Raw genomic sequence first — 25,635 nt, 5'->3', positions numbered from 1 at the left:
GCCCATGCCCTTGACTGTGGACGACGTCGACCGGTTCGAGGCGTCCAGGCCGCGCCTGGAGGCCATCGCCTACCGCCTCCTCGGCTCCGCCTCGGAGGCCGAGGACGCCGTGCAGGAGACGTTCCTGCGCTGGCAGGCCGCCGACGTCGACCGCATCGAGGTCCACGAGGCCTGGCTGACGAAGGTCCTCACCAACCTGTGCCTCAACCAGCTCACCTCCGCGCGGGCGCGCCGCGAGACCTACGTGGGCCGATGGCTCCCCGAGCCGCTGCTCGCCGGGGACCCGATGCTCGGCCCGGCCGACACCGCCGAGCAGCGCGACTCGGTCTCGTACGCGGTCCTCACCCTCATGGAGCGCCTCTCCCCCAACGAGCGGGCGGTGTACGTGCTGCGGGAGGCCTTCGACTACCCGCACCGGGAGATCGCCGAGATCCTCGACCTCACCGAGGCCGCCAGCCAGCAGATCTTCCACCGCGCCAAGAAGCACGTCGCGGACGGCAAGGCCCGTACCGAGATCGACGCGGCCGCCGCCCGGCGGATCGTCGAGGAGTTCCTGGCGGCCGCCACCAGCGGCCGGACCGAGCCGCTCGTACGCCTGCTCACCGCGGACGCCATCTCGGTCGGCGACGGCGGCGGGAAGATCCCGGCCCGCACCAAGGCGTTCGAGGGCGCCGTCGCGGTCGCGAAGTTCCTGCGGGGCCTGTTCAAACCCGCCGAGGCCAAGCGCACCATGGTCGGCGGCCCGCCCGAGATCTACGCCTGGATCGCCAACGGCGACCCCGCCGTGGTGGCCGTCGTGGACGGCCGGGTCGTGGCCATCATGTGCCTGGAGGTCACCGCCGAGGGCATCACCGCGTTCCGCAACCAGGTCAACCCCGACAAGCTCGAACGCGCGACCGCGCAATGGGCGGCCGCCGACCACGGGGAGCCCCTGTTCGATATGTGAGGTGCTTCACATCCCGTTCCTGTCAGGAAACGGCGGGCTGCCCGGTTCAAGAGGCAACCGCACCAGACAGGAGCAGGAAATGCAGCACCGCATCGTCGTCCTCGGAGCCGGATACACCGGAGCCGTCGCCGCCGGCCGCCTCGCCAAGCGGCTCCACCGCGAGGACGTCGCCATCACCCTCGTCAACGCCGAGCCCGACTTCGTCGAACGCGTCCGCATGCACCAGGTGGCGACCGGCCAGGACCTCAAGCCCCGGCCGTTCAGCGAGATGTTCGCGGGCACCGGCGTCGAAGTCCGGCTCGCGCAGGTCACCGGCGTCGACGTCGACCGCAAGACCGTCGCCGTCATCGACGCGAACGGCGCCGGACAGCTCCCCTACGACACCCTCGTCTACGCCCTCGGCAGCCGCTGGAACGCCCAAGGCGTCCCCGGGACCGCCGAGCACGCCCACGAGATCGCCAGCCGCCCCGGAGCGCTCCGGCTGCGCGAGCGCCTGGCCCGCCTCGACGCCGGGCAGAGCGTGGTCGTCGTCGGCGGCGGTCTCACCGGCGTGGAGGCCGCGACCGAGATCGCCGAGGCCCGCCCCGACCTCGACGTCGCCCTCGCCGCCCGGGACGGCCTCGGCGACTGGCTCTCCCCCAAGGGCCGCGAGCACCTGCGCAAGGTCTTCGGCAAGCTCGGGATCACCGCGTACGAGCACGCCGCCGTCACCGGCGTCGAAGCCGACCGCGTCACCACCGCCGACGGCACGGCCATCCCGGCCGCGGTCACCGTGTGGACCGCCGGCTTCGCAGTCCACCCGATCGCGAAGGCGACCGCCCTGGAGGTCACCGGCAGCGGCCAGATCGTGGTCGACGGGACCATGCGCTCGGTCTCGCACCCGGACGTGTACGCCATCGGCGACGCCGCCATGGTGATGGGCCCCGGCGACAAGCCGCTGCGCATGTCGTGCGCCTCGGGTACTCCGACCGCGTGGCAGGCCGCCGACGCGATCGCGGCGCGCCTGACCGGCGGGAAGCTCCCGAACGTGTCGATCCGCTACTTCAACCAGTGCATCTCGCTGGGCCGCAAGGAGGGCTTGATCCAGTACGTCACCGCCGACGACCGCGCCGTGCAGGCGGTCCTGACCGGCCGGCTCGCCGCCGTCTACAAGGAACTGATCTGCAAGAGCGCCGCCTGGGGCGTCGCCAACCCGACGCTCGGGCTGCCGACCCGGCGCCGCCGCGTCACCTGGGAGCGCGCCGCGGCGGGCTCGGCCGTCAAGGCGTCGGCATAGAGCGCGAGGGGACGCGGGCGCCCGCGCGGCCCCAGAGACGTCCTCGGCCCGGCTTGACCTTACCCTCGAGGGCAAGGTTTACCGTTCTTCGAGGTGAGAGGCATGCGGATCAGCGAGCTGGCCCGTCGGGCGGGCGTGACGACAAAAGCGGTGCGTTACTACGAATCGCTGGGACTCCTCACGCCCGAGCGGCTGGCCAACGGCTACCGGGACTACGACGAGCACGACGTACGACTCACGCGGGAGATCAGGGCGCTCGGCAGCCTCGGGATCCCCGTCGAGCGCACCCGGCCGTTCCTGGACTGCCTCACGGCCGGCCACCGGCACGCCGACGACTGCCCGGCCTCGCTGGCCGGGTACCGGGACGCGATCGCCGAGCTCACGCAGCGGATCGAGGGGCTCACCGCCCGCCGGGCGGTGCTGATCGGGCACCTGGAGGAGGCCGCCCACCGCAACAGCCGCGTCTCACCGGCCACCGAAGGAGAGGACCCGATGACCGACTACGCGAGCCTGCCCGCTGACCTGCCCGTTCCCGAGGACGACGGCGCGGCCGCCCATCTGCCGGGCATGAAGGTGCCGCACCTGGAATTCCAGGGCACCGGCGGCGGAACGATCCGCCTTGACGCGCTCGGCGCGGCCCGGACGGTGCTCTACATCTACCCGCTCACCGGCCGCCCGGGCACCGACCTGCCCGACGGCTGGGACTCGATCCCCGGAGCGCGTGGCTGCACCCCCGAGGCCTGCGGCTTCCGCGACCACCATCAGGACCTGCTCGCCGCCGGCGCGGCCGGCGTGTTCGGCCTGTCGAGCCAGGACACCGACTATCAGCGCGAGGTCGTCGAGCGGCTCCACCTGCCGTTCCAGATGCTCTCCGACCCTGCGCGGAGCCTGGCCCAGTCGCTCGGTCTGCCCACGTTCGAGGCCGGCGGGCGGACGCTGTACAAGCGGCTGACCCTGATCATCCGCGACGGCGTGATCGAGCACGTCTTCTACCCGATCTTCCCGCCGGACGAGCACGCCGGCCAGGTCCTGACCTGGCTGCGCGACAACCCTCTGGTCAGGCCGTTTCGGCGCTGAGGGTCTGTGCCACGGGCCGACGGGCCGCCCACCGTGCGGGTACGGCGGTGAGTGCCGCCGTTGCCAGGACGATCACGAGTGCGGCCGCCAGCATCCAGGAGACGGGCGGTGTGATCGTGTTCCCGACGCTGAAGAGCCCGAACAAGCCGATGCCCAGGGGAACGCCGGCGAGCGCGCCGAGCAGGGCGGGCAGGAGCTGGGCGGCGGACAGCCCCGCGGAGATCTGTCCCGGGGTGGCGCCGAGGGTGCGGGCGATGGCCATGTTCGCTCGGGCGTCCATCGCCGTGGTCCAGGTGAGCGTGATCGTGTTCACGACGGCGAGGGCGATCAGCAGGATGGCGACGGCGAGCATCAGCCGGCGGTCGTGCTCGCCCCGCAGGTTGGGCAGGGCGGAGGAGCCGTTGAGGCCGTAGCCCCTCTCCGATTGGACGTAGAGGGTCAGCAGGGCGACGATCGCGATCATTGTGGTGGCGGTGGAGCACGCCTGCAGCACGGCGCGGCCCGGCCGGCGCGCGGTCAGCCGCAGCCCGAGCAGCAGCGGCGTGGGCAGCAGCGCTGACAGCGCGGTGAGCCAGGGCCGGTGACGGGGCTGGTGCGCGGTGGCGGACAGCGCGGTGACGGTCGCCGTACGCATGGCCCGCAGGGTGGGACGTAGCGTGGACAGCACCGCCACCGCCACGGCCAGGACGGTCGCCGTGGCGACGGTGGCGCCGCCGGGCCCGACCGCTTCGCCGATCCGGCTGGCGGTGGGGCTGGCGATGGCGGGCACGGTCAGGCGGGCGATCACCAGCCCCAGCACGTCGCCGACCAGCGCCAGCACCAGGTACTCGGTGAACAGGACGGCGGCGATCAGGCCCGGGGTGGCGCCGACGGCCTTGAGCAGCCCGGCCCGGCGCGTCTGCTCGACGGCGCGTCCCGCCGCCAGGGCCGCCACTCCGGTGATGGCCAGGAAGCTGAGCAGCCAGCTGCCGACGACCAGGATCGGCTGGCTGTTCCTGAGGATGACCATGTCCTGTTGCGCGGTGAACTGCCAGGAGCGGAAGTTGACCCTGAGGGTGGGCACGCTGCGGGCGTCGATGAAGGCCTCGGTGGCGGCGGGGTCGCGCAGCTTGAGGTCCATGGCCGTGGTCACCGGGAGGTCTTGGGACGACGCCAGTGTCCGGGCGTCCGTCTGGGTCATCCAGGCCAGGCCGCTGTAGTCGCTGGGGCCGCCGCCCGGGCCGATCTGCGCCGCCCAGGGGTAGATGGAGGTGGCCGCGGTGACGGCGATCCCGACGACGGGGTACGACCGGCCGGCGATGGTGACGTGGTCGCCGACGCCGACGCCCAGCGCGGTGGCGAAGCCGCGTTCGAGGACCGTGCCGCCGGAGCGGACCCACTGACCCGAGGTCACCAGGGGCCGGTTGACCGCGCCGGGCTTCTCGCCGAAGCCCTGCACCACCACCGGGGACGACGTGGAATCACGCGTGGTGAGGTTGGCGTAGACGATGCGATAAGGGCCATGGTGGGCGACCACGTCGGGAGTGTCCGTCAGCGAGACCAGGGTCGGGGTCACCGCGGGGCCCGTCTCGCCGGAGAGCACCACCACGTCCGGCCCGGCGGTGGCCGCGCGGGTCTGCACGTACAGCGCGTCGCTCACGCCGCGCAGGGACAGGCCCAGTGCCATCGTGGCGGTGGCCACGGTCACCGCGAGCAGGAGCATCACGGCCTGGACCCGGTGCCGCCGCACGTCAGCCAGCACCAGACGCACGACGAGGACGATGGAGCCCATGCCGTTCAGCCCTCCAGCCCGATCAGGCCGCCGAGCCACCCGGTGCCGGTGCCGGCCAGCCGGGTGTCGTCGACGAACATCCCGTCGCGCATCGAGATCAGCCGGTCCGCGGTGGCCGCGACCCGCTCGTCGTGCGTGACGATCACGAGGGTCTGCCCCGCCGAACGCAGGTCCTCGAAGATCCTCAGCACGTCGAGTGTCGCCGCGGTGTCGAGGTTGCCGGTCGGCTCGTCGGCCAGGACCACCAGCGGGTCGTTGGCCAGCGCGCGGGCGATGGCGATCCGCTGGCGTTGCCCGCCCGACAGCTGCGACGGCAGATGCCGGGCACGGTCGGTGAGCCCGACCCGTTCCAGCAGCAGGCCCGTGCGCCGCCTGGCCTCGCGCCGCGAGCGCCCGGCCAGCAGTACGGGCAGCTCCACGTTCTCGGCCGCCGACAACTCCTCCACCAGATGGAAGGCCTGGAAGACGAACCCCACCGACCGGCGCCGCAGCCGCGCCAGAGCCCGCTCGCTCAGGGTGTCGATGCGCCGGCCGGCCAGCCACACCTCCCCGTCACTGGGCCGCTCCAGGCCACCGAGCAGGTGGAGCAGGGTGGACTTCCCGCAGCCGCTGGGGCCCATCACCGCCAGCATCTGCCCCTGGGGCACCTCCAGGTCGACGTCGTCGACCGCGCGGACCCGGCCCTGCCCCTGACCGTGGTGTTTCACCAGGCCGCGGACACCGACCACGGGACTCGACTCGCTCATGCGTTCTCAACCTTGTCGTCGATCCTGGACCAGGCTCGCTCGCAGGCCGCCAGCCAGCGCAGGTCCGCCTGCAGCCGCAGCATGATCCCTTCCAGCAGCAGGCCGGCGCCCGAGCCCGCCGGCTCGGCCAGCGCCGCGTGCTGCGTCTCGTTCAGGCGGCGCAGCAGCTCGCGGCGCTGCGCCCCGACCAGCTCGACCGGGTCGGCCAGTCGGGCCGCGGCGGCCGCGACGAGCTTGAGGTGAAACTCCGCCAGGTCCGGTTTCGGCCAGCCCACCTCGGCCAGCCACGCGGCCACCCGCTGCTGCCCGGCCGGCGTCAGCGCATAGACCTTGCGGTCCGGCCGCTCGGGAAGGCCGTCGGCCCGCTCGCAGACCACGAGCCCCGCTTTTTCCAGCCGGGCCAGCGTCACATAGATCTGACCGCGGTTCATCGACTCACCCAGCGGCCCGAGACTCTGCCGCAGCCGGGCGTGCAGGTGGTAGCCGTGCGACGCCTCCTTGGCGAGCATCGCAAGCACTGCGTCTTGCACGTCCCTCCCTCCTAAGGCTTCCTGAGCCGGAACCCGGTGGTGACGTCGTCCCCTTCGAGGGGATCGCCGTCCTCGAACGGGTCGTCGCCGACGTCGTCGTCGGTGGACGGCTCCTCGGTCGGCTTGGGCGTCGGCTTCTGCACCAGGTCGTGCTGCCGGCCGCCGAAGGTCGGCACCGGGAACTGCTCGACCGGCTTGCCGTCCATCGCGATCGTCATGAAGTCACGCCAGATCTTGGTAGGTGTCCCGGCGCCCTGGATGTTGCCCAGGGAGACCTCCTTGGGCAGGGGGTAGCCGTTGGCGTCCTTGATGACCTTCTTGGTCTTCGGGTCCGTCCGCGGGACCTCCTTGTACATCCCGACGGCCGCGGAGAGTTGCGGGGTGTATCCGACGAACCAGGCTTCCTTGTTCTCGTTGTTGGTGCCGGTCTTGCCGGCGATCGGACGCCCGCCGGGCAGCGAGGTGCCCCTGGCGGTGCCGTTCTTGACCACCTGCTGCATCGCGTAGGTCGCGTCCGCGGCGCTGTCCGGGCTGATGACCGTTTTGGGCACGCCGGCCTCCTCCATGACGGTCATCCCCTTGAACGTCTTGACCGAGACGACCACGTGCGCGTCGTGGTGGACACCGCCGTTGGCGAAGATGCCGTACCCGTCGGCCTGCTCGACCGGGGTGACCAGGCCGGCGCCGATGGACATGCCGAACGCGTGGTCCTTGACGGCCTGGTCCAGATTCTTCTTGTTGATCCCGGCGTCCCCGGCGATCCTCTCGACCTCTTTCAGGCCGACCTCCTGCGCCATCGTGGCGAACGCCGTGTTCACCGACTCGGCGGTGGCCCGGTCGATCTGCACGGCCGCGCCGAGGTTGTGCGAGTTGCCGATCGGCTTGGTGCCCGGCAGCGTGACCGGGCCGTTGCCGGACACGTAGCTCTTGAGGCTGTAGCCGTTCTCGAGCCAGGCGGCCAGCACGTACGGCTTGAACGCCGACGCGGCCTGCTTGTAGGCGTCGAAGGCGTTGTTGGTGAAGCTCTTCAGGTAGTCGCGGCCGCTGTAGAACGCGATCACCCGGCCGTTGCGCGGGTCCACGGCGGCCATGTTCGCGCGGATGTGCCTGTCGTGGACGGTGGCGAGGTTGCTCTCCACCGCCTTCTTCGCGGCCTGCATGAGCTTCCTGTCGAACGTCGTCGTGACCCGGAAACCGCCGCTGCGCAGGCTTTCCCTGGAGATCCCCCGCTGCTCCAGCTCACGCTGCGCGATGTCGACCATGTAGCCGTTGATGCCCTTGAGGGTCTCTTTCTTGTCCAGCTTGGCGAGCTTGGGGAACTTCGCCGTCTTGGGCAGCTGCCCGTACTTCGCCGGGTCGACGATCGCCATGCCGCCGATGACGTACGCGAACCGCTCCCGGGTCGGCGCCCAGTTCTTCTTGGCTTCCGTCTTGTCGAAGACGACCGGGTTCTGGATCCGGCCCGCCAGGTAGGCCGCCTCGGCGGCGGTCAGCTTGTCGACGTCCTTGTCGAAGAACGCCTGGGCGGCGGCCTGGATGCCGTCCGCACCGCGGCCGAAATAGATGGTGTTGAGGTAGTTGGCGAGGATCTCGTCCTTCGACATCTCCTTGCTGGCGCGGATCGAGACGAAGATCTCCTTGACCTTCCGCTGAATGGTCCGCTCCTGGCTGAGGCCGTCGTAGTAGGCCCGCGCCATCTCCTGCGTGATCGTCGAACCGCCCTGGACCTGCTGGCCGGTCAGGGTGCTCCACGCCGCCCGCGTGATGCCGGACACCGAGATGCCCGGGTCGGTGCGGAACGTGCGGTTCTCGGCGGCGATGAAGGCGTCCTGGACATGCCGCGGGATCTTGGTGATCGGGACGATCTCGCGCTTGGTGCCGAGCCGGGCGATCTCGGTCTTGCCGTCCCGGTAGTAGATGACGCTGCCCTGCTCGGTTGCCTTCTGCTGGGTCGCCAGAGGCAGCGGGGTGTTGGCGTACGCCACCATGATCATGCCGAAGAGACCCACCGCCAGCACCGTGCAGGCGAGGACCACGACCTTCCAGCTGGGGATGAACCGCTTCCAGCCGGTCCGGCGCGGCCGGTCGCCGTCCTCGTCCGGCCCTCCCCCGGGACCTTCGCCGCCCGGCCCGCCTCGTCCCTGGCCGCCGGCTCTCCGTAACGCGTCACCACCTGGCACCGTCGCCTGGGGGGTGGCGCGGCGCCGCCTCCTGCGCGGGCTTTCCCCGGCGCCGCTGCGGTCGGCCTCGCGCCGAGTATGTGAGCGGTACCCGTGCGACGGCTCCTCGGCCATTGCCAGCAATCTATCCCCCTAACGGTTAGCCAATAGATAGCGGTTACCCTAAGGGGTGTCAAAGCGCCGGGGGCGCGAGGTCGGACTCGTTCCAGATCCGCAGGACTCCGTCGCCCCCGGAGGTGACGAGCACGCACCGGCCGTCGACGATCGCCGGCTCCATCGTCGTGATGCCGTGCCCGTGCGCGTTGACGTGACCGACCTCGGTCCCGTCGGTGGCGTCCCACAGGCGCAGCGAGTCCTGGGTCGGGGTCACCACCAGCGGCCGCCCGTCCACCGTCATCACCGCCACTGTCTCCAGAGCCCCGCCCGAGGCAGAGACCGGTCCGTACAGCGGCTCGTCCGGTTCGGCGTCAAGGGCCCAGGCGTACAGTTCGCCCTTCTCGGTGACCGCGACGATCGCCGTGCGCTCTGCGAGAGCGCAGGCGGTCACGGCCCACACCCGCCCCTCGTACGGGTAGAAGGAGCCGAGCTCGGTGAGGCTCGCGGCGTCCCACACATGAGCTCCCGAACCGCCCGCCAGGATCAGGCGGCGGCTGCCGACCTGTGCCGTCCCAAGGCAGGACAACTGGCCCACTTCGTCAAGCAGGGTGTCCGTGCCGTCCGGCGACCAGAGCCGTACCTCCTCGGAATACTGCTGCGCGGTGACGAACCGGCCGTCGAGCGCGATGACGTCCGCGAGGTAGGCGCCGTTGAGCGGCGTCCGCCACAGGAGCTCACCGCTGCCGAGATCCCACAGAGCCGGCTCCTGCTCGTCCCCGCCGGCCGCCAGGAGGAGCCTGCCGTCAACGGAAAGCGCGGCGACCATGTCGATGACGTTCGCGGCATCGGGGAACTGCGCCACGATCGGATCCCCCGCGTGCGCGTACGGCAGGGAATGCCCCGACCATTCGCCGGTCGACGGAGACCACGTCCACACCCCGCCCCACCTGTCCGCGCAGACGATCAGGGAGCTTCCCTCGTGGCGCACAACGGAGAGGTCGCGGATCGGGGAATCGGTGGGGATCGTTTCGCTCATGATCATCCGCAGAGTGTAGCCATCCGCTGCGGGCCACCATCGGGTACACCGGAATACGACGGAAACACACCGCGGGCCTGACGACTGATCGGCAGCTGGACGCTCGACCTGACCCCGCCGGATCAGAACCCCACGACCCGGCCTGACCGCAGGAGGAGGAGCGCACGAAGAGCCCGGCGCCGCCCGAACTTCCTGTACTCCGTTCAAGCCGACTTGAGCCCAAGGCCTGCTTGGCAGGAATTGGTACACGCCGGTAACGTCCGATCCTGTGGGGCGATTGAGGACCAATTCCGGGCTGGCCGAAGACGTGCTCATCGAACTGGACCGCGACGCCGGGGTGCCACTGCACCGGCAGATCGAGGCGTCCATCCGCGCGAGCATCCGGGCCGGTCGGTTGCGAGCGGGTACGTCGCTGCCACCCACCCGCACTCTCGCGGCCGGGCTCGGGGTCTCCCGCGGGGTGGTCGTGGAGGCCTACCAGCAGCTCGTGGCCGAGGGCTACCTTGCCAGCCGATCGGGCGGTTACACCCAGGTCGCCGCGTCGATGCCGCCGGCCGCCGCCGACCCGGGCTCCGCGGCTTCGACGGCGGCTGCGACGGCGGAGCCGGCCGCCCGCACGGTCGGCTTCAGGGTCGGCTTCAGGGTGGACTTCGGGTACGGGCGCACCGACGTGTCGCAGTTCCCGCGGGCCGCCTGGCTGCGCTCGGTTCGTACCGTGCTCACCACCACACCCAACGACCGGTTCGCCTACCTCGACGGGCACGGCGTACCGGAACTGCGCCAGGCCCTGTGCGACTATCTCAACCGGGTACGCGGCACGCTGGCCGTCCCCGGCAACGTGGTCATCTGCAACGGCTACGGGCAGGGCATCTCGCTGCTGATCCAGGTGCTCGCACGGCGCGGCGCCAGGCGGATTGCCCTGGAGGACCCGTCGTCCGACGACGATGCCCGGGTGCTGGCCGGGGCCGCGGGACTGGACGTGGTCGGCATCCCGGTGGGTCCGGACGGCGTTCAGGTCGATGCCCTCGACCGGGCCGACGCCGACGCGCTGGTCCTCACGCCGTCGCACCAGTGGCCAACCGGCGGGGTGCTGTCGGCGGCGGCGAGGGCCGAGGTGATCCGCTGGGCGAGGCGCCGCGGCGCGATCGTGGTCGAGGACGACTACGACGCGGAGTACCGCTACGACCGGTCTCCGGTGGGCGCCATGCAGGGCCTGGCGCCCGATCACGTCGTCTACTGCGGCACGGCCAGCAAGACGCTCGCGCCGGGGTTGCGGCTCGGCTGGATGGTAGTGCCTCCCCAGCTGGTCAACGACGTCGCCGCGGCAAAGCTGCTCGCCGACCGCGGTTCGTCGGTCATCGACCAGCTGACGTTCGCCGACTTTCTCGGCCGCGGCGAGTTCGACCGTCACCTGCGCCGGATGCGTCCGGTCTACCGGCGCCGCCGCGACGCGCTGCTGGACGCGCTGCGCACCCATCTGCCGGATCTGCGACTGGCCGGGATCGCCGCCGGGCAGCACGTGGTCGCCTGGCTCCCGCCCGACCTCGACGAGGCGGCGGTGGTGGCGGCAGCCGCCCGGCACGGGCTCGGCATCCAGGGCGTCGGGCCGTTCCGGATCGCCGGCGCCGGGCCCGGTGGCCTGATCTTCGGCTACGCCATCCTCAGCGAGAGCGCCATCGCCGAGGGGGTCGCGCTGCTGGCGACGGCCATCCGGGAGGTACGGGGATCCTGACGCGGCCCGTCACAGTGCCGGACGGATGTTCTGGTTCAGGTGGAACACGTTCGCCGGGTCGTACGCGGTCTTCACCGCGGTCAGCCGGGCCAGCTTTGCGGCCGAGTATGCCCGCCGCACGCCGCGCTGCCCATCGGCCAGTTCGTCGGCCGTCAACGAGTTGACGTAGATCCCGCTGGCGTACGGCTCGAGCGAGGCGCCGGCGGCGCGGGCGGCACCCATCCTGGCGTCGTCCTCGACCGGGTCGGTCCAGCGGGAGCCGGCACCGAACTCGAACATCGTGCCGCGGTGGCTGAACGCCGCGTCCGCTTCCGGGACCTCGGCTATCGCGCCGCCGTGCGCCTGCAGGCCGACGCCCGGCAGGTCCAGGCTCGCGCTCAGGTCGGAGCCGCCGCGCAGCAAAAACGCCTCGATCGCCGCGGTGGGAAAGCTCCGCAGGTAGTGCCCCTTGGAATAGCGGCGGTATGCGTGGCCGCCGGTGGAGTCCTCGCGTCGCTGAAGTTCGAGGTACGACGGTGTGGTGACGCGGGAGGCAACGGGACGCCCGAGCGCCCGCATCGCGGGCAGCAGCCGGCGGCCCTCGGCCGGGTCGCCGATCCACACGAACCCCAGCGTGGCGATCGGACCAGAGGGAGCGCTGCTGACACCGGCGGTGAACGTCGCCTGCCGGGGCGCGACGGCGTTCAGGTCGCGCCAGCCCTCGATGACCGGGACGGCGTCCTCGGCGCGGAAGTCGAACTCGGCGACCAGCGTCCGCGTACCGGTGTGATGCAACTGGAACTCGAACTCGGTGACGATGCCGAAGTTGCCGCCACCGCCGCGCAGGCCCCAGAACAGGTCGGGGTTCTCGGTACGGCTCGCGGTCACCACGTCGCCCTCGGCGGTGACCATCGTGTAGGAGACGACGTTGTCGCAGGCCAGGCCGTACTGGCGGGCCAGCCAGCCCATGCCGCCGCCGAGCGTGAGCCCGCCGACGCCGGTGTGGGAGACGTTGCCGGCGGTGGTGGCCAGGCCGTACGCCTGGGACGCCCGGTCCAGCGCGCCGAGCAGCGCGCCGCCCTGCACCCGGGCCCGGCGACGGGCCGGGTCGACCCGCACGCCGCCCATGGGCGTCAGGTCGATCATGAGACCACCGTCAGGCACGGCGAAGCCGGCGGCGTTGTGGCCACCGCAGCGCACGCCGATCTCGAGGTCCAGTTCGCGGGCCATCCGCACGGCGGCGACCACGTCGGCGACGCCCGCCGCGCGGACGATCATGCGTGGGCGCCGGTCGATCATGGCGTTCCAGACGGTACGGGCGGTGTCGTAACCGGCGTCGCCAGGCGTGAGCACCTGGCCGTCGAAGCGAGCTGCTGTCGTCGTCATGCCACTCAGCCTGGCAGGAATCGGTACACTCGATAAGGTCCGATCCTGTAGCCCAATTGAGGACCAATTCAAGCTCACGCCGGCTCGGCAGATCAAGGCGCACCCCCGCACTGACGGGTCATCCCGACGGTGTATGAGATGAAGCGGCTGGGCCGTGACACCGCTCGTGGACGTCGCGCAGCGCTCCCGAGGGGTCGGTGGTGCACCCGACCATCAGGCGCTGCCGATGCGGAGTGCTTCCTTCAGGAACACGCGGTAGACGCTCGGCGTGCCCTCGGTGGTGATGACCTCGACGACGGAGCGGAGGTTGCGATCCTCGACGGCCTCGCGCACGAGCGCGTCGGCCAGGTCGCGGCGTGAGGTGAACCGGCCGACCATCTGCGGCGGGCCGACGGTGTAGCCGGTGACCGCGTCTCCGTCGAACAGGCCGGAGGGGCGGAGGACGGTCCAGTCGAGGTCGGTCCGGGCCACGAGCTCTTCCATGCGGGCGGCGTCCTCGTACAGGGGGCGGCCCATTCTGAGGAGCATGGGCACGATCACCTTGCGGTAGACGAGGGTCTCGCCGGGCGGGGGTTTCATCGGCACGCCGGTCGAGGTCACGCAGACCAGGCGCCGGACGCCGTGCGCGGCCATGGCCGCGACGATGTTCGCGGCGGACCGGGAGAACGGGGTGGGCACCTCGGAGCCGTAGGGGACGCCGAGCGTCGAGATCACCGCCTCGTGCCCGGCCACCACCCGGTCCACCGCCTCGGGGTCCAAGGCGTCCGCCTTCGCGACGTCCAGCGCGGGATCGCCGAGGGGGAACGCCTCCGGATGCCGGGTGACGGCGGTGACGGCGTGGCCCTCGGCCAGTGCCTGGGCGGTGGCGAGCCGCCCCGTCGGGCCGTTGGCCCCGAAGATCACGAGCTTCACGTGCTTCCCTCCCGTGGCTTGCGCCGCGACGTCGGCGTTTTACGCATCATATATTCATTATAAGGAGCGTAAAGACGCGCTCAGGCTCGGCCCGGGTCGCACATGCACGGGCCGAGCCTGACGACACCGGCTCAGGCCGGGGCGGGCAGCTGGATCGAGGCGAGTTTGGCCGGGTCGACGACGATGTGGATGCTGGTGATCCGGCCTTCGGCGACGGTGAAGGCGATGACGGAGAGAGGGGTTCCGTCGGAGCGCCAGGACATGTGGCCGGGGATGCCGTTGACCAGCACGGGTCGATGGCGGGCGGCCTCGCCGGAGAACATGCGGGCACCGGCGGCGACCTCGGTGGCGCCGAGGGTGACCACCACGCCGCCGGGGGTGTCGACGGTCAGCTTCACGTTCGGGTCGAGGACCCGCAGGAGCGCTTCGAAGTCGCCGCCGAGGGCGGCTGCGCGGAATGCGTGGACGACCTCTCGGTGCTCGCGGCCGGGGCCCGCCGGCCGGTCCGTGGCTTGGACCTTGCGGCGGGCGCGGCTGGCGAGCATCTTGGTGGCGTCGGCGGATTTGCCCAGGATCTGGCCGATTTCGTGGAACGGGACCGCGAACATGTCGTGCAGGACGAACGCCAGGCGCTCGCCCGGCGTGAGCGAGTCGAGCACGACGAGCAGGGCGAGGCCGACCGAATCGGCCAGCGCCGCCTGCTCGTCCGGCGCGGGGTCGTCGTGAGGCGTCACCACGAGGTCCGCATGCTCGTGCCCGTACGCGGTTTCGGGGTGGGCCTGGCGGGATCTCAGGAGGTCCAGGCTGATGCGGCCGACCACGGTGGTCAGCCAGCCCGCCAGGTTGCCGATGGTCGTCTCGTCCTGGCGGACGAGACGCATCCAGGCTTCCTGGACCACGTCCTCGGCGTCGGCGTGCGAGCCCAGCACGCGGTACGCGACGGCGCGCAGCCGATCGCGCTGGGCTTCGAACGCCTCGGTCACGAGGCCGGACGGGTGGGCGGTCACGGCTTTCGCTGCTGACGGAGCGAGACCCGGTTGCCGTCCGGGTCCACCGCCTCGATACGGACCCCGAACGGATAGTCCACGGGTTCGGACTCTTCGAAAGTGACGCCGCGCCGGCGCAGGATCTCGAAATCCTTCCGCAGATCATCGGATTCGAGGATCAGCGGACCGGGCGCGCCATCCTGGCCCACGTCGCCCGGCTGGCCCGCGGCCGCCGCATGCGACCACAGGAGGATCTGCACCGGGCTGTCGGGAACGCCGACGGTGAGGAAACGTCCGTCGGGCCCCCGGAAGTCGATCCGCTTTTCCAGGCCGAGTCCCTCGGTGTAGAACTCCAGCGCGCGGTCCTGATCGGTGACGTAGACCGTCACGTACATGATGTTGTTCAGCATCTTGTTCTCACTTCACTCGTTGGTGCGACGACCGTTCGTATTCGGTCGTCGCACTTATGACGAGTGCCGATGGGAGAAGGTAACAGGACCGCTCCGGGAGTCTCAATCGGCCGCGACTGCGCGTCGGACGCATTCGCGGAGCAGGGTGCGGCGCTGTTCGTGGACGTCGGAGGGTTCCTCGGCGGTCGCCGCATAGACGTTGCTGACCGGCGACCAGGCCATGGACATGGCGATGACCATGGCCATCACGTCGAACGGGTCTCCCTGGCGCACTCGCCCGGCGGCTTGGGCCTCGGCGATGGCACTCAGCTTGCGATCGTCGAGCCGGTCGTGCTCCTCCACGAGGTGGCCGGCCGGCCGGCGTTCCAGGCGCGCCCAGGTGGCCAACCGGATGAGGTCGGGACGGCGGAGGTACTCGTCGTAGAGGCGTACGGCCCAGTCTGCGAGGTCGGCGGCGTCGATCGGGACGACATTCACGATCCGCTCCAGCGAGGCGAAGAAGATCGCGTCGAAGAGCTTGTCCTTGTTGCCGAAATAGGCGTAGAGCTGGGCCTTGTTGGTGTTCGCAGCGGACACGATCCGCTCGATCCGCGCCCCGGCGATGCCGTACTGGGCGAACTCCCGGGTCGCCGCATCAAGAATGCGCTGGTAGGTCGCGGCTCCGCGCGAGGTCAGGGGCTGGTCCGCCATGCTGATGACCTTACCAAACAGAACAGTTGGTTTGCCGAGCGCGCGACACCGTGCCTACACTCCAATAAACCGAACAGTCTGTTTTAAGGAGAACCGCGGTGCGGACCACGACCGGATGGCAGGCGGACGGCGCGACGGCGAGTCTGCGGCGCACACCGTTGCGGCGTCGCGACCTGCGCCCCGACGACCTCGCGGTCCAGATCGACTACTGCGGCGTCTGCCACAGCGACCTGCATGCGCTCCGCGACCACGACGACGAAGCCGGGCAACCCTTGGTTCCGGGGCACGAGTTCACCGGCGTGGTGACCGAGACGGGGCCCGCGGTCACCCGCTTCTCCGCCGGCGACCGGGTCGCCGTCGGCAACATCATCGATTCCTGCGGCGAGTGCGCCATGTGCCGGGCCGGCCAGGAGAACTTCTGTCACGCCTTCCCGACCCTGACCTACGGCGGCAGCGACCGGCAGGACGGATCGACCACCCTGGGCGGGTACTCCCGCGAGTACGTCGTCCGGGACCGGTTCGTCTACCCGCTGCCCCCTGGCCTGGACCCGGCCGGCGCCGCCCCGCTGCTCTGCGCCGGCATCACCGTCTGGGAGCCCCTGCACACTCTGGGGGTGGGGCCCGGCAGCCGCGTCGCCGTGGCAGGCCTGGGCGGCCTGGGGCATCTCGCGGTCAAGATGGCCGTGGCCCTCGGCGCCACGACGTCGGTCATCAGCCGCTCCCCCGACAAGGCCGACGACGCGCGCCGGTTCGGCGCCCACGGGTTCATCGTGTCCACGGATCCGGAACAGATGGCCGAGGCCCGAGACACGTTCGACGTCGTCATCGACACCATCTCCACCCCGCACGACCTCGGCCCGTATCTGCGGCTGGTCGCCATGGACGGCACCCTCAGCCACCTTGGACATCTCGGATCGCTCACCGTGGAGGCCATGGACCTGCTCGTGGGGCGCAAGAAGCTCAGCTCCGCGGGCAGCGGCGGGCGGCCTGCGACCGCCGCCATGCTGGACTTCTGCGCTGACAGGGGCATCACCGCCGAGATCGAACTGCTCTCCTCTGCGCGGGTGAACGAGGTCCTCGACCGCCTCCGCCGCAACGACGTCCGCTACCGTTTCGTACTCGACATGTCCGACCTGGATTAAGAACAGCCGCGCGCTCATCGGCAAGGCCGCGCCCGCGATCTCCTCACCCACCCAGCCTCGGTTGATCCCGAGCGCGATGGTCCCCCTGGGGCTGGACCATGTGACTCTGCTGAGAGCCGTGACCACCCTGCTACGACGACACGGCGCGGCGAGACCTCACATTCCACGGCGCTGTCTCGTCGTAGTGGTGAGAGCGATTGCGACAAGGAAAGACGACATATCATGACCACCCGATCAGAGCCAGGAGACAACCGGCGCGATCCGAGCCTGAGCGCGATCATGAGCGAGCGGCGTCGGCTGATCAATCTCGCCTACCGGCTGCTCGGCTCGCTGGCCGACGCCGAGGACGTCGTGCAAGAGACCTACACCCGCTGGTACGCCATGACCCCGCGGCAGCAGGAGGCCATCGAGAGCCCCGGCGCCTGGCTGACCAAGGTCGCCGGCCGCATCTGCCTGGACCTGCTCGGCTCGGCCCGGGTCCGCCGCGAGAGCTACGTGGGCGAATGGGTTCCCGAGCCGCTGCCCGACCGTACGGAGTGGACCGGCGCGCGGCCGGGCGACCCCGCCGACCGGATCACCCTCGACGAGTCGGTCACCATGGCGTTCCTCGTGGTGCTCGAAGCGATGACCCCGGCCGAGCGCGTCGCGTTCGTCCTGCACGACGTCTTCCGCTACTCCTTCGCCGAAGTGGCCGAGGTCGTCGGCCGTACCCCGGCGGCCTGCCGCCAGCTCGCCTCCTCCGCGCGCCGCCGCATCCGCGAGTCACAGACGCCCGTGACGTCGGAGGCCCGGCAGGCCGACGTCGTCAGGGACTTCAAGCAGGCATGGGAGGCCAAGGACATCAGAGCCCTCGTCGACCTCCTCGACCCCGACGCCACGGCGATCGCCGACGGCGGCGGCCTGGTCACCGCCATGCTGGAGCCGGTCGAGGGCGCCGAACGGATCGCGCGCTACCTGGTCGAGGTCGCCGGCCTGGCACCCGACCTCGTGTTCCTGGAGCGTACGGTCAACGGTCAGCCCGGCCTGGCGGCCCAGCAGGACGGGGAGACCGTGGTGGTCATGGCGTTCGACGTCGCCGGCGAGCGGATCAAGCACCTGTGGGCCGTACGCAACCCCAACAAGCTCCGGCCCTGGACGGCCTGACGCGCGCGGCGATGAACCCGCACGCGAAGCGCTCGGCAAAGACGTCCGCCTGACATTTCGCACGGCTCCGTCGTCAAACTCCTGAGACGAACATTGCGAAAGGAAACTGACCATGGAATCCGTCAACCTCGCGATCATTTACTACAGTGCCACCGGCACCGTGCATGCCTTGGCGCGAGCCGCCGCCGAAGGCGCGGAAAAGGCCGGTGCCAATGTGCGACTGCGCAAGGTCGCCGAAACGGCTCCGCCGGAGGCGATCAGCGCCAATCCGGCCTGGGGCCGGCACATTCAGGACACCGCCGACGTCGTCCAGGCCGTCCTCGACGACCTGGAGTGGGCCGACGCGGTGCTGTTCGGTACCCCCACCCGCTTCGGCAACCCGGCCAGCCAGCTCAGGGCGTTCATCGACACCACCGGGCCCCTGTGGTTCCAGGGCTTGCTCGCCAACAAGGTGTACTCGGCTTTCACCGCCTCCAACACCGCCCATGGCGGGCAGGAATCCACCATCCTGGCGCTGGGGAACACGTTCTACCACTGGGGCGGCATCATCGTGCCTCCCGGCTACACCGACCCCATCCAGTTCCAGTCAGGCAACCCGTACGGCACCTCCCACGTGGCCGGCGACGGCGCACCCGGCGACGTGCCCTTGGACGCGGCCCGCTACCAGGCCCGCCGAATCGTCGACACCGCCGCCTCGCTCAAGGCCGGCCGCGCCGCCTGACACCACACATTCCTTGAACGGAGGATGCAATGACTACGAACGATGCCGAATTTCTGGCCTTCCTGGAAGGTCGAGTCGATGCCTGCCAGGCAAAGGACATTGACCGGCTCATGTCCCACTATTCTCCCGACATCATTTATTACGATGTCGTTCCCCCGCTCCAGTTCGCGGGGTCCGACGAAGTCCGCCGTAATTTCGTACGGTGGTTCGACGAATATGACGGCCCCATCGGACTGGAAACGCACGAACTCAACATCGCCACCAGCGGAGACGTCGCGTTCGCGCACATGCTCCACCTGGACACCGGAAACCTGAAGGACGGGTCTGATCGCGTGATGTGGGTACGATCGACGGTCTGCTGCCGCCGGGCCAGCGGCAAGTGGCTGATCACCCACGAACACATCTCCATGCCGTTCGACCCGGAGACCCTTCAACCCTGGGTCCCACCGGCGGTGTGAGCCGGCCGCTTGACGACAGCACCCTTGGCGCGCCCGCCCGGCCTTCGTGACGGCCGATCCCGCATCGTGTGATGAAACGATGACAACCCGGCTGAGCTCCGAATTCGTCTGATTGCCTGCTGGCCATGCGATCGACGAACCTCTCTCGCCGGTTCCACCACGGGTACACCGGCCTGATCCTGGCTGTCGCGACCGGGCTCACACTCGCGGGTTGCGGCGCGTCCGCGACCTCCCCCGGCGCGGCGACCCAGCAGACCGCCACCGGCGTCAAGGTGCTCTGGATGGGTGACTCCATCGCGGGCGCGCAGGCCCCGGCGCTGGAGGCGGCGTTGAAGGCCGCGGGCGTGGCGTTCAAGAACGCCACGTCCGACGGCGGCGGCAACGTCGTCGCCGGTGACCACGAGGTGACGGCCATGGCGGCCAGGGACACCTGGAAGACGCTGAAGGAGAACCTCGCCTCCTTCCGGCCGACGGTGATCGCCTACCAGATCACCACCTACGACTGGGGCACCGCCCGCCAACAGCTGTCGGCCTACCAGAAGCTCTCCCGAACGGCCGCGGACGCCGGTGCCGAGCTCGTACTGGTGTCCGCGCCGCCGTTCAAGATCGACGATTTCTACAAGCCCCACGAGAACGCGATCAAGACCGCGCCGGCGATGGCCGCCAAGGCCACGCACGTTCGCTACCTGGACGCCTCCGCGCTGTGGGGAAGCGACTACGCCGCCGCCAAGGCCCAGCGCGCCAAGGACGGCGTCCACTCCTGCCAGCAGGGCTCGGCGGCCTTCGCCACCTGGTTCGCCAAGCAGCTCGGCGAGTTGGCCGGCTTCACCCCGGCCGCCCCCGGCGTCTGGGCCACCGGGCCGTGGACCGGCGACGAGCGCTTCGCCAAACTCGGCTGCGGCTGATGGGACCGACGACGTCGGCCCCGCGTCGCGCGCATGTCGGCGCGCTCGACGGGCTGCGCGGGCTCGCTGTCGCCGCGGTCCTGCTGTTTCACGCCGGGCACCTGCGCGGCGGGTTCCTGGGCGTCGACCTGTTCTTCGTCCTGTCCGGCTTTCTGATCACCGGCCTGCTGCTGGAGGAGCTCGGCAGGAACGGCGGTCTCCGCCTGGCGGCCTTCTGGGAGCGCAGGGCCCGCCGTCTGCTGCCCGCGCTGACCTTCATGGTCACCTCAACCCTGCTGCTGGCCTGGGCGTTCGCCAGGCCGGACCTGCTGAGGTACGCCCTCCAGGACGCGCCGTGGGTGGCCGCCCAGAGCGTGAACTGGCACTACATCGGCGAGCGGATCGGCTACTGGAACGCCTCCGGCACCCGCCTGTTCGCCCACCTGTGGAGCATCGGCGTCGAATGGCAGTTCTACCTGGCCTGGCCTCTGATGCTGGCAGTGGCCGGGAGAGGGCCCGGCGGGCACCGGCGGGTGGCGCTCGTCGCGGTGGCCGGCGCGCTCGTCTCACTTCTGCTCATGATCAGGCTCGGGGCGGCCGTGGACACCACCCGCGCCTACGAGGGCACCGACACCCGGGCCTTCTCCCTGCTCCTCGGCGCGGCCGCCGCCACGGCGCCCATCCGGAACGCGGTGGCCGGCCTGTCACGTACCGCCGTGGACGTGCTCTGCGTCCTGCTGCTGTGCGGACTGTCGGCCTCATGGCTGTTGACCGGCGGGGAAAAGGCCCCCGGCCTGTTCCAGGGCGGGATGTTCGCACACTCCCTGGCCGGCGCTGCGCTGATCGCGCTCCTGGCCAACGCACCGGACGGCCTGGCGGGTCGGGTGATCGGCAGCACCGTGCCGCGCCGGCTGGGCGAGCTGTCCTACAGCCTGTACCTGTGGCACTGGCCGGTCTACCTGCTGCTGCCCCGGCCGGTGGCCGGGTTCGGCGGCTGGGGCTGGACGATCATCGCGGCCGGGCTGTCACTGCTGGCTGCGGTAGTCTCGAAGGCCACCGTCGAAGATCCGATACGGCTGCGCACCGGCTGGGCCACCGGGCGGCGCGGATGGGCGGCACTGGCCGCCGCGGCGGTCATGGCGGCGGCGCTGTGGGCGGCGATACCGCGGCCGCGGCCCGGCGCCGGGACGGTCGACGTGAGCAGGCTCAGCCAGCCATGACAGGACGGTTCGCGCCAGGAAACGGGGGAACGGACACATGCCGAGGGTCTTATGCCACGTGGCGGCCGGCCTGGTCGCCGCGGCGACGCTGGCGGGTTGTGGAATCAGCGACACCGATGTGCGCTCCGCCGGTGACTTGGTCCAAGGCGGCCTGACCGAAGACCTCGGTAGTTCACTGCGGGTGTACTTCGTCACGCCCCAGGGCACCTGGCCGGTCTCCCGGCCGGCATCGGCCGCCGCCCGGGTGCAACAGGCCATGGACGCGCTGCTCGACGGCCCCACGGCGGCCGAGCGGGCACGGGGGCTGATCACGCAACTGCCCTCGGCGCCACGTCCGGTCCGCGCCAGGACGGCCAAGGGCCGCGTACAGCTGCATCTGCCGTGGCTGGTGCGTGACCTGCGCCCGGCTGCGGTGAGCCAGCTGGTCTGTACGGCCGCTGAGGCCCCGGACGTCGGCGACGACCCGGTGATCGAGGTGTTCGAGCCCGGCATGCCGGGCCCGCCCTGGCCCGTCAGGTGCGACGAGAGCGGGTCGGCCGTCCCGGCCCACCAGGGAGCCTCCTCATGACCCGCGTCCTGGTGATAGAAGACGACCCGGCCGTACGCCGCGGCGTGAGCCTCGGCCTGCGCCACAGGGGCCACGAGACCCTGCTCGTCTCGACCGGCGAGGAAGGACTGGCCGAACTCATCGCGAGCGCGCCCGACATCGTCCTGCTCGACCTCATGCTGCCCGGCATGAGCGGCCTGGAGACCTGCCGCCGCATCCGCGCCTTCAGCCAGGTGCCCATCGTGATCCTGTCAGCCCGCGACGATGACGTGGACGTCGTCGTGGGCCTGGAAGCCGGCGCCGACGACTACGTGATCAAGCCGGCCAGCAGCGAGGTCATCGAGGCCCGCATGCGCGCGGTGCTGCGCCGTACCACCCAGCCCGCCTCCTCCGACCAGGCGCGCACCACCCACGGCGACCTGTTCGTCGACCGGGTCGCCCTGCGCGTGCTCAAGCACGGCGAGCAGCTCGCGCTGGCGCCGACGGAGCTGAAGCTGCTGCTGTTCCTGACGGCCGCGCCCGAGCAGACCTTCAGCCGCCAGCAACTCCTGGAACAGGTCTGGGAGCACAGCTTCCACGGCGACTACCGGCTGGTCGACGCGTGCGTGATGCGGCTGCGAGCCAAGATCGAGAACGACCCTCGCAACCCCCGCTACATCCAGACCGTGCGCGGCTTCGGTTACCGGTTCGGGCCGCTGTGATCCGCTTCGCCCGCGCCCGCGGCCTGAGAGCCCAGCTGGTCCTGGTGTTCCTCCTGGTCTCCACGATCAGCGCGCTGACCGCCGCCACGATCACCTACCGGCAGGGCCGCACCGCGATCGTCGAACGCGTCCAGGCCGACGTCCTGCAGGAACTACGCGCCAACCTCACCTCCCGGACGCCCGACCTGCCCGCCGACCCCGCCGAGGCGGATCTGCGCAAGCTGGCCCGGCAGCTGGACCTGGCGATGGGCACGCGGGGCCGGCACACCGCGCTGTCCTATCGTGGCGGCCCGCTCATCGCCGCCGGGAAGCAGGTGCCGCCGCTGCCCGCGCAGCTGCGCGACCAGGCGGCCTCGGCGCGCACCGCGCTGGCCCAGCGCTTCCACCACGCCCGGACGCCCTGGCTGGCCGTGGCCCTTCCCGTCACCGCCGCCGCACGCCCGCACGACTCCCCGCCGCTCGTCGTCTACGCCTCCCTCTCCCTGGCCTCCCAGCAGCAGGACGTGGACAGCCTGGCGGCCGCCGCCCGCGCCGGAGCCCTCCCCGTCGCTCTGGCCTCCATCGTCCCCGCGCTGCTGGCCGCGCGCAGACTGCTGCGACCGGTACGGCGGCTGCGCACGGCCGCGGAACAGATGGCGGGAGGCAGCCTGGACACCCGCGTGAGCGTCACCGGCGACGACGAACTCGCCGACCTCGGCCGCACCTTCAACACCATGGCGGCCACGCTCCAGGCCGACGCGGCCGCACTGCGCGACATGGAAGCGCGGGCGCGCCGGTTCGCCGCCGACGTCTCCCACGAGCTGCGTACGCCGCTGGCGGCCATGAGCGCTGTCACCGGAGTCCTCGACGCAGACGCCGCCTCCGGCCGCCTCGCGCCGCTCACCGCCGAGGCGCTGCAGCTGGTCTCCGACGAGACGCGCAAGCTCACCCGCCTCGTCGAGGACCTGATCGAGGTGTCCCGCTTCGACGCCGGCGCCGCCGTACTGAATCTCGACGAGGTCGACCTGGGCGAGCTCATCGCCAAGACGCTCGATCTGCGGCACTGGCACGATCGGGTCCGCACCGACATCCCCCCGGGCCTGCGCGTCCGCCTCGACCCGCGCCGGGTCGATGTCATCCTCGCCAACCTCGTCGGCAACGCGCTGCGGCACGGCGGCCCGGCGGTGTCGGTCCTCATCCAGGTCCAGTACGGTGCCGACCGGATCGTCGTCACCGTCTCCGACGACGGGCCCGGCATCCCCGCCGACCTTCTGCCCCACGTCTTCGACCGGTTCACCAAAGGCGACGCCGCCCGTACCCGTACCGAGGGCAGCGGTCTGGGCCTGGCCATCGCCGCCGAGAACGCGCGCCTGCACGGCGGCACCCTCACCGCTGCCAACGCCCCTCACGGCGGAGCCATCCTGGCCCTCGCCCTCCCTCGGACCTCACCCTGAATTCGTCCCATCCCCCGTGAGAGCCATCCCGAATGTCCCTTCCGGTGGGATGGCATGGCCCGCTCCGTTCCCTAGCCTCCCTTCTGCCGCAGGATCACTGCGGAAAGGAACATACCGGCACCGTGATCGCCCTGGTCGTGTCCGCCGTGCTGTTCGGCGCGACGCATCTGGTCAACGTCAACGCCACGCTGTGGGGGACGCTCTCGCTCGCCCTGACGGGAGGAACCATGACGGCCGCCGCCTACGTCGCGACCCGCTCGCTGTGGTTACCGATCAGCCTTCACTTCGCCACCGCCCGCGCCGGGCCGTGGCTCACGCCGGCTCGGATTCGTCCTCGAAGACGAAGTAGATGCTCAGGACGTACGGTTCTGCCTCACCGGTCGCGTAGTCCCACGAGACGTCCACCAGAAATACGTTGTGAGCCCCCACCCACTCCTGGGCCTTGCCGAACGCTTCCGCGGCGGTCCGTGCGGGGAACAGCAACCTGGCCATCGGATGGACTTGGGAGTCGGCATCGGAGTCGTCGAAGTCCGCCGGAACGTCGAGACGCAAATCGGGCTTCATGCCCCGCACTCTGCCACATTGATCGCAGCGCCCGCTGATGAACGGCCCCGAACCCCGGGCCGACGCCTGCAGCGCGAGCGATGATCGTGCTGTCCACAGTGCAAGATGTGATGCATGTTCGGATCGCCCCTGTCCGCCCGGCTTGAGCGTTGCAGCCGGATCCTCGTCGCCGGCGCAGGCGGAGGTTCCGACGTGTACGCCGGGTTACCCCTCGCCCTGACCCTCCGGGAGGCCGGCAAGGAGGTGCACCTGGCGAACCTGTCGTTCAGCCACCTCGACGCCCTCGATCTCGACGTCTGGCTGTTCGAGGACGTCGCGGAGATACGCCCGGACACCGAGGCCCGCGACTGGTACTTCCCCGAGGGCTGCCTGGCCCGCTGGCTGGCCATGCACGGCCAGCCGTCGACCGTGTACGCCTTCCCCAAGGTCGGCGTCCGCCCGCTGCAGGCCGCGTACGCCAAGCTCGCCGCGCACCTCGACCTGGACGCGGTCGTCCTGGTGGACGGCGGCACCGACATCCTCATGCGCGGCGACGAGGCCGGCCTCGGCACGCCGGCCGACGACATGACGAGCCTGGCCGCCGCCCACGCCCTCGACGTCCCCGAGAAGATCGTGGCCTGCCTGGGCTTCGGGGTGGACGCCTATCACGGCGTCAACCACGCACAGGTCCTGGAGAACCTGGCCGCCCTGGAGCGCGACGGCGCCTACCTGGGCGCGTTCTCCGTCTCCAGGTCCACGAAGGCGGGCGCGCTCTACCTCGACGCCGTCGCCCACGCCCAGGCCGAGTTGCCGGCGTACCCGAGCATCGTGAACGGCTCGATCGCGGCGGCCGTACGCGGCGAGTTCGGGGATGTGCGCTTCACCGACAGGACCAAGGGCAGCGAACTGTTCGTCAATCCACTGATGGCCATCTACTTCGCCGTGGACCTCGACGCGCTGGCCCGGCGCTCGCTCTACCTGGACCGGCTCCGGGACACCGTGCTCATGCGCCAGGTCCACTCCGTCATCGAGGCGTTCCGCGACGAGGTGACGCCCCGCCCGCCGAAGGCGTTCCCGCACTAGAAGCAGC

Annotated in this window: 25 protein-coding genes and 1 pseudogene; 15 read left to right on the top strand and 11 right to left on the bottom strand. The window is 70.7% G+C overall.

The genetic code is table 11. The annotated features are described in order from the left end of the window. Positions 1–4 precede the first annotated feature (4 nt). The 3 genes from AB0J87_RS38630 to AB0J87_RS38620 all read left to right on the top strand — a co-directional run bounded on the left by AB0J87_RS38630 (position 5) and on the right by AB0J87_RS38620 (position 3,299). Positions 5–946 (top strand): RNA polymerase sigma-70 factor, encoded by a 942-nt coding sequence (locus AB0J87_RS38630; RefSeq protein ID WP_363973929.1) that lies wholly within the window; start codon positions 5–7, stop codon positions 944–946. Positions 947–1,025: 79 nt separating this feature from the next. After that, positions 1,026–2,222 carry an FAD-dependent oxidoreductase gene (locus AB0J87_RS38625; RefSeq protein WP_363973926.1) on the top strand — a complete coding sequence of 399 codons (1,197 nt, stop codon included), beginning with the start codon at positions 1,026–1,028 and terminating at the stop codon, positions 2,220–2,222. Between the two features lie 102 nt (positions 2,223–2,324). Further along, positions 2,325–3,299 carry a redoxin family protein gene (locus AB0J87_RS38620; RefSeq protein ID WP_363973923.1) on the top strand — a complete coding sequence of 325 codons (975 nt, stop codon included), beginning with the start codon at positions 2,325–2,327 and terminating at the stop codon, positions 3,297–3,299. Here the strand turns inward: AB0J87_RS38620 and AB0J87_RS38615 are convergent. From AB0J87_RS38615 to AB0J87_RS38595, 5 genes are read right to left on the bottom strand one after another with little or no spacing between them, the layout of a single operon-like run. After that, positions 3,280–5,070 (bottom strand): FtsX-like permease family protein, encoded by a 1,791-nt coding sequence (locus tag AB0J87_RS38615; RefSeq protein ID WP_363973921.1) that lies wholly within the window; start codon positions 5,068–5,070, stop codon positions 3,280–3,282. The genes AB0J87_RS38620 and AB0J87_RS38615 overlap by 20 nt on opposite strands. 5 nt (positions 5,071–5,075) lie before the next feature. Further along, complete coding sequence (locus AB0J87_RS38610; protein WP_363973918.1) at positions 5,076–5,816, bottom strand: ABC transporter ATP-binding protein; 741 nt, start codon at positions 5,814–5,816, stop codon at positions 5,076–5,078. After that, a complete protein-coding gene (locus tag AB0J87_RS38605) occupies positions 5,813–6,346 on the bottom strand; it encodes a PadR family transcriptional regulator (RefSeq protein ID WP_363973915.1) in 534 nt (177 codons plus the stop codon). Before AB0J87_RS38605 ends, AB0J87_RS38610 begins: the two co-directional genes overlap by 4 nt. 11 nt (positions 6,347–6,357) lie before the next feature. Continuing rightward, entirely contained in the window at positions 6,358–8,640 is a 2,283-nt protein-coding gene (locus AB0J87_RS38600) for a transglycosylase domain-containing protein (protein WP_363973912.1), read from the bottom strand. Positions 8,641–8,698: 58 nt separating this feature from the next. Then, the gene (locus AB0J87_RS38595; RefSeq protein ID WP_363973909.1) at positions 8,699–9,664 is read right to left on the bottom strand and encodes a hypothetical protein; all 966 of its coding nucleotides are present in this window, start codon (positions 9,662–9,664) and stop codon (positions 8,699–8,701) included. Positions 9,665–9,926: 262 nt separating this feature from the next. Here AB0J87_RS38595 and AB0J87_RS38590 point away from each other — a divergent pair, with 262 nt between their 5' ends. Continuing rightward, complete coding sequence (locus tag AB0J87_RS38590) at positions 9,927–11,390, top strand: PLP-dependent aminotransferase family protein (RefSeq protein ID WP_363973906.1); 1,464 nt, start codon at positions 9,927–9,929, stop codon at positions 11,388–11,390. A gap of 9 nt (positions 11,391–11,399) precedes the next feature. Here the strand turns inward: AB0J87_RS38590 and AB0J87_RS38585 are convergent, their stop codons facing one another. The 5 genes from AB0J87_RS38585 to AB0J87_RS38565 form a co-directional block, all read right to left on the bottom strand. Beyond that, the gene (locus AB0J87_RS38585; RefSeq protein ID WP_363973903.1) at positions 11,400–12,755 is read right to left on the bottom strand and encodes an FAD-binding protein; all 1,356 of its coding nucleotides are present in this window, start codon (positions 12,753–12,755) and stop codon (positions 11,400–11,402) included. A gap of 213 nt (positions 12,756–12,968) precedes the next feature. Next, complete coding sequence (locus AB0J87_RS38580) at positions 12,969–13,667, bottom strand: NAD(P)H-binding protein (protein ID WP_363973900.1); 699 nt, start codon at positions 13,665–13,667, stop codon at positions 12,969–12,971. A gap of 131 nt (positions 13,668–13,798) precedes the next feature. After that, on the bottom strand, positions 13,799–14,674 hold the full coding sequence (locus AB0J87_RS38575; protein WP_363973897.1) for a sigma-70 family RNA polymerase sigma factor: 876 nt from the start codon (positions 14,672–14,674) through the stop codon (positions 13,799–13,801). Continuing rightward, complete coding sequence (locus AB0J87_RS38570; RefSeq protein ID WP_363973894.1) at positions 14,671–15,063, bottom strand: VOC family protein; 393 nt, start codon at positions 15,061–15,063, stop codon at positions 14,671–14,673. Before AB0J87_RS38570 ends, AB0J87_RS38575 begins: the two co-directional genes overlap by 4 nt. 102 nt (positions 15,064–15,165) lie before the next feature. After that, complete coding sequence (locus AB0J87_RS38565; RefSeq protein ID WP_363973891.1) at positions 15,166–15,753, bottom strand: TetR family transcriptional regulator; 588 nt, start codon at positions 15,751–15,753, stop codon at positions 15,166–15,168. A 98-nt stretch (positions 15,754–15,851) separates the two neighbouring features. On the opposite strand from AB0J87_RS38565, the gene AB0J87_RS38560 reads away from it, so the two are divergent. From AB0J87_RS38560 to AB0J87_RS38515, 10 genes and pseudogenes are all read left to right on the top strand, one after another. Further along, on the top strand, positions 15,852–16,895 hold the full coding sequence (locus tag AB0J87_RS38560) for an NAD(P)-dependent alcohol dehydrogenase (RefSeq protein WP_363973888.1): 1,044 nt from the start codon (positions 15,852–15,854) through the stop codon (positions 16,893–16,895). Positions 16,896–17,117: 222 nt separating this feature from the next. Continuing rightward, the gene (sigJ, locus tag AB0J87_RS38555; protein WP_363973885.1) at positions 17,118–18,038 is read left to right on the top strand and encodes an RNA polymerase sigma factor SigJ; all 921 of its coding nucleotides are present in this window, start codon (positions 17,118–17,120) and stop codon (positions 18,036–18,038) included. A 112-nt stretch (positions 18,039–18,150) separates the two neighbouring features. Then, positions 18,151–18,759, top strand: coding sequence for an NAD(P)H:quinone oxidoreductase (gene wrbA, locus AB0J87_RS38550; protein WP_363973882.1), 609 nt, complete (start codon positions 18,151–18,153; stop codon positions 18,757–18,759). Positions 18,760–18,788: 29 nt separating this feature from the next. Further along, positions 18,789–19,217: a nuclear transport factor 2 family protein gene (locus AB0J87_RS38545; RefSeq protein WP_363973879.1), complete on the top strand. Its 429-nt coding sequence runs from the start codon at positions 18,789–18,791 to the stop codon at positions 19,215–19,217. 125 nt (positions 19,218–19,342) lie between these two features. Continuing rightward, on the top strand, positions 19,343–20,122 hold the full coding sequence (locus AB0J87_RS38540) for an SGNH/GDSL hydrolase family protein (protein WP_363973876.1): 780 nt from the start codon (positions 19,343–19,345) through the stop codon (positions 20,120–20,122). Further along, positions 20,122–21,321, top strand: a complete 1,200-nt coding sequence (locus AB0J87_RS38535; RefSeq protein WP_363973873.1) for an acyltransferase — start codon at positions 20,122–20,124, stop codon at positions 21,319–21,321. The genes AB0J87_RS38540 and AB0J87_RS38535 overlap by 1 nt, the downstream gene beginning before the upstream one ends. Positions 21,322–21,358: 37 nt before the next feature. Then, positions 21,359–21,889 (top strand): GerMN domain-containing protein, encoded by a 531-nt coding sequence (locus AB0J87_RS38530; RefSeq protein ID WP_363973870.1) that lies wholly within the window; start codon positions 21,359–21,361, stop codon positions 21,887–21,889. After that, entirely contained in the window at positions 21,886–22,569 is a 684-nt protein-coding gene (locus tag AB0J87_RS38525; RefSeq protein WP_350730502.1) for a response regulator transcription factor, read from the top strand. Before AB0J87_RS38530 ends, AB0J87_RS38525 begins: the two co-directional genes overlap by 4 nt. Then, positions 22,566–24,002 carry a HAMP domain-containing sensor histidine kinase gene (locus AB0J87_RS38520; RefSeq protein WP_363973866.1) on the top strand — a complete coding sequence of 479 codons (1,437 nt, stop codon included), beginning with the start codon at positions 22,566–22,568 and terminating at the stop codon, positions 24,000–24,002. Before AB0J87_RS38525 ends, AB0J87_RS38520 begins: the two co-directional genes overlap by 4 nt. A gap of 32 nt (positions 24,003–24,034) precedes the next feature. Next, positions 24,035–24,280: pseudogene (locus AB0J87_RS38515) on the top strand (CPBP family intramembrane glutamic endopeptidase); the annotation flags it as partial. A gap of 34 nt (positions 24,281–24,314) precedes the next feature. Here AB0J87_RS38515 and AB0J87_RS38510 read toward each other — a convergent pair. Beyond that, entirely contained in the window at positions 24,315–24,566 is a 252-nt protein-coding gene (locus tag AB0J87_RS38510) for a hypothetical protein (RefSeq protein ID WP_355196388.1), read from the bottom strand. Positions 24,567–24,680: 114 nt separating this feature from the next. On the opposite strand from AB0J87_RS38510, the gene AB0J87_RS38505 reads away from it, so the two are divergent. Continuing rightward, positions 24,681–25,628: a DUF1152 domain-containing protein gene (locus AB0J87_RS38505; RefSeq protein ID WP_363973863.1), complete on the top strand. Its 948-nt coding sequence runs from the start codon at positions 24,681–24,683 to the stop codon at positions 25,626–25,628. The last annotated feature ends 7 nt before the right edge of the window (positions 25,629–25,635 follow it).

This window comes from Nonomuraea sp. NPDC049625, from assembly GCF_040675285.1.
GTDB classification, from domain to species: domain Bacteria; phylum Actinomycetota; class Actinomycetes; order Streptosporangiales; family Streptosporangiaceae; genus Nonomuraea; species Nonomuraea angiospora_A.
The sequence above is the reverse complement of the archived record's forward strand: the minus strand, read 5'-3'. Positions and strand labels throughout refer to the sequence as shown.

Bases quoted from the DNA above. Each gene is read 5' to 3' on its own strand.
- AB0J87_RS38510 (WP_355196388.1), bottom strand. From the start codon at position 24,566: ATGAAGCCCGATTTGCGTCTCGACGTTCCGGCGGACTTCGACGACTCC.
- AB0J87_RS38585 (WP_363973903.1), bottom strand. From the start codon at position 12,755: ATGACGACGACAGCAGCTCGCTTCGACGGCCAGGTGCTCACGCCTGGC.
- AB0J87_RS38525 (WP_350730502.1), top strand. From the start codon at position 21,886: ATGACCCGCGTCCTGGTGATAGAAGACGACCCGGCCGTACGCCGCGGC.
- AB0J87_RS38540 (WP_363973876.1), top strand. From the start codon at position 19,343: ATGCGATCGACGAACCTCTCTCGCCGGTTCCACCACGGGTACACCGGC.
- AB0J87_RS38600 (WP_363973912.1), bottom strand. From the start codon at position 8,640: ATGGCCGAGGAGCCGTCGCACGGGTACCGCTCACATACTCGGCGCGAG.
- AB0J87_RS38595 (WP_363973909.1), bottom strand. From the start codon at position 9,664: ATGATCATGAGCGAAACGATCCCCACCGATTCCCCGATCCGCGACCTC.
- AB0J87_RS38610 (WP_363973918.1), bottom strand. From the start codon at position 5,816: ATGAGCGAGTCGAGTCCCGTGGTCGGTGTCCGCGGCCTGGTGAAACAC.
- AB0J87_RS38535 (WP_363973873.1), top strand. From the start codon at position 20,122: ATGGGACCGACGACGTCGGCCCCGCGTCGCGCGCATGTCGGCGCGCTC.
- AB0J87_RS38615 (WP_363973921.1), bottom strand. From the start codon at position 5,070: ATGGGCTCCATCGTCCTCGTCGTGCGTCTGGTGCTGGCTGACGTGCGG.
- AB0J87_RS38530 (WP_363973870.1), top strand. From the start codon at position 21,359: ATGCCGAGGGTCTTATGCCACGTGGCGGCCGGCCTGGTCGCCGCGGCG.
- AB0J87_RS38620 (WP_363973923.1), top strand. From the start codon at position 2,325: ATGCGGATCAGCGAGCTGGCCCGTCGGGCGGGCGTGACGACAAAAGCG.
- AB0J87_RS38565 (WP_363973891.1), bottom strand. From the start codon at position 15,753: ATGGCGGACCAGCCCCTGACCTCGCGCGGAGCCGCGACCTACCAGCGC.
- wrbA (WP_363973882.1), top strand. From the start codon at position 18,151: ATGGAATCCGTCAACCTCGCGATCATTTACTACAGTGCCACCGGCACC.
- AB0J87_RS38505 (WP_363973863.1), top strand. From the start codon at position 24,681: ATGTTCGGATCGCCCCTGTCCGCCCGGCTTGAGCGTTGCAGCCGGATC.
- AB0J87_RS38625 (WP_363973926.1), top strand. From the start codon at position 1,026: ATGCAGCACCGCATCGTCGTCCTCGGAGCCGGATACACCGGAGCCGTC.
- AB0J87_RS38630 (WP_363973929.1), top strand. From the start codon at position 5: ATGCCCTTGACTGTGGACGACGTCGACCGGTTCGAGGCGTCCAGGCCG.
- AB0J87_RS38570 (WP_363973894.1), bottom strand. From the start codon at position 15,063: ATGCTGAACAACATCATGTACGTGACGGTCTACGTCACCGATCAGGAC.
- AB0J87_RS38545 (WP_363973879.1), top strand. From the start codon at position 18,789: ATGACTACGAACGATGCCGAATTTCTGGCCTTCCTGGAAGGTCGAGTC.
- sigJ (WP_363973885.1), top strand. From the start codon at position 17,118: ATGACCACCCGATCAGAGCCAGGAGACAACCGGCGCGATCCGAGCCTG.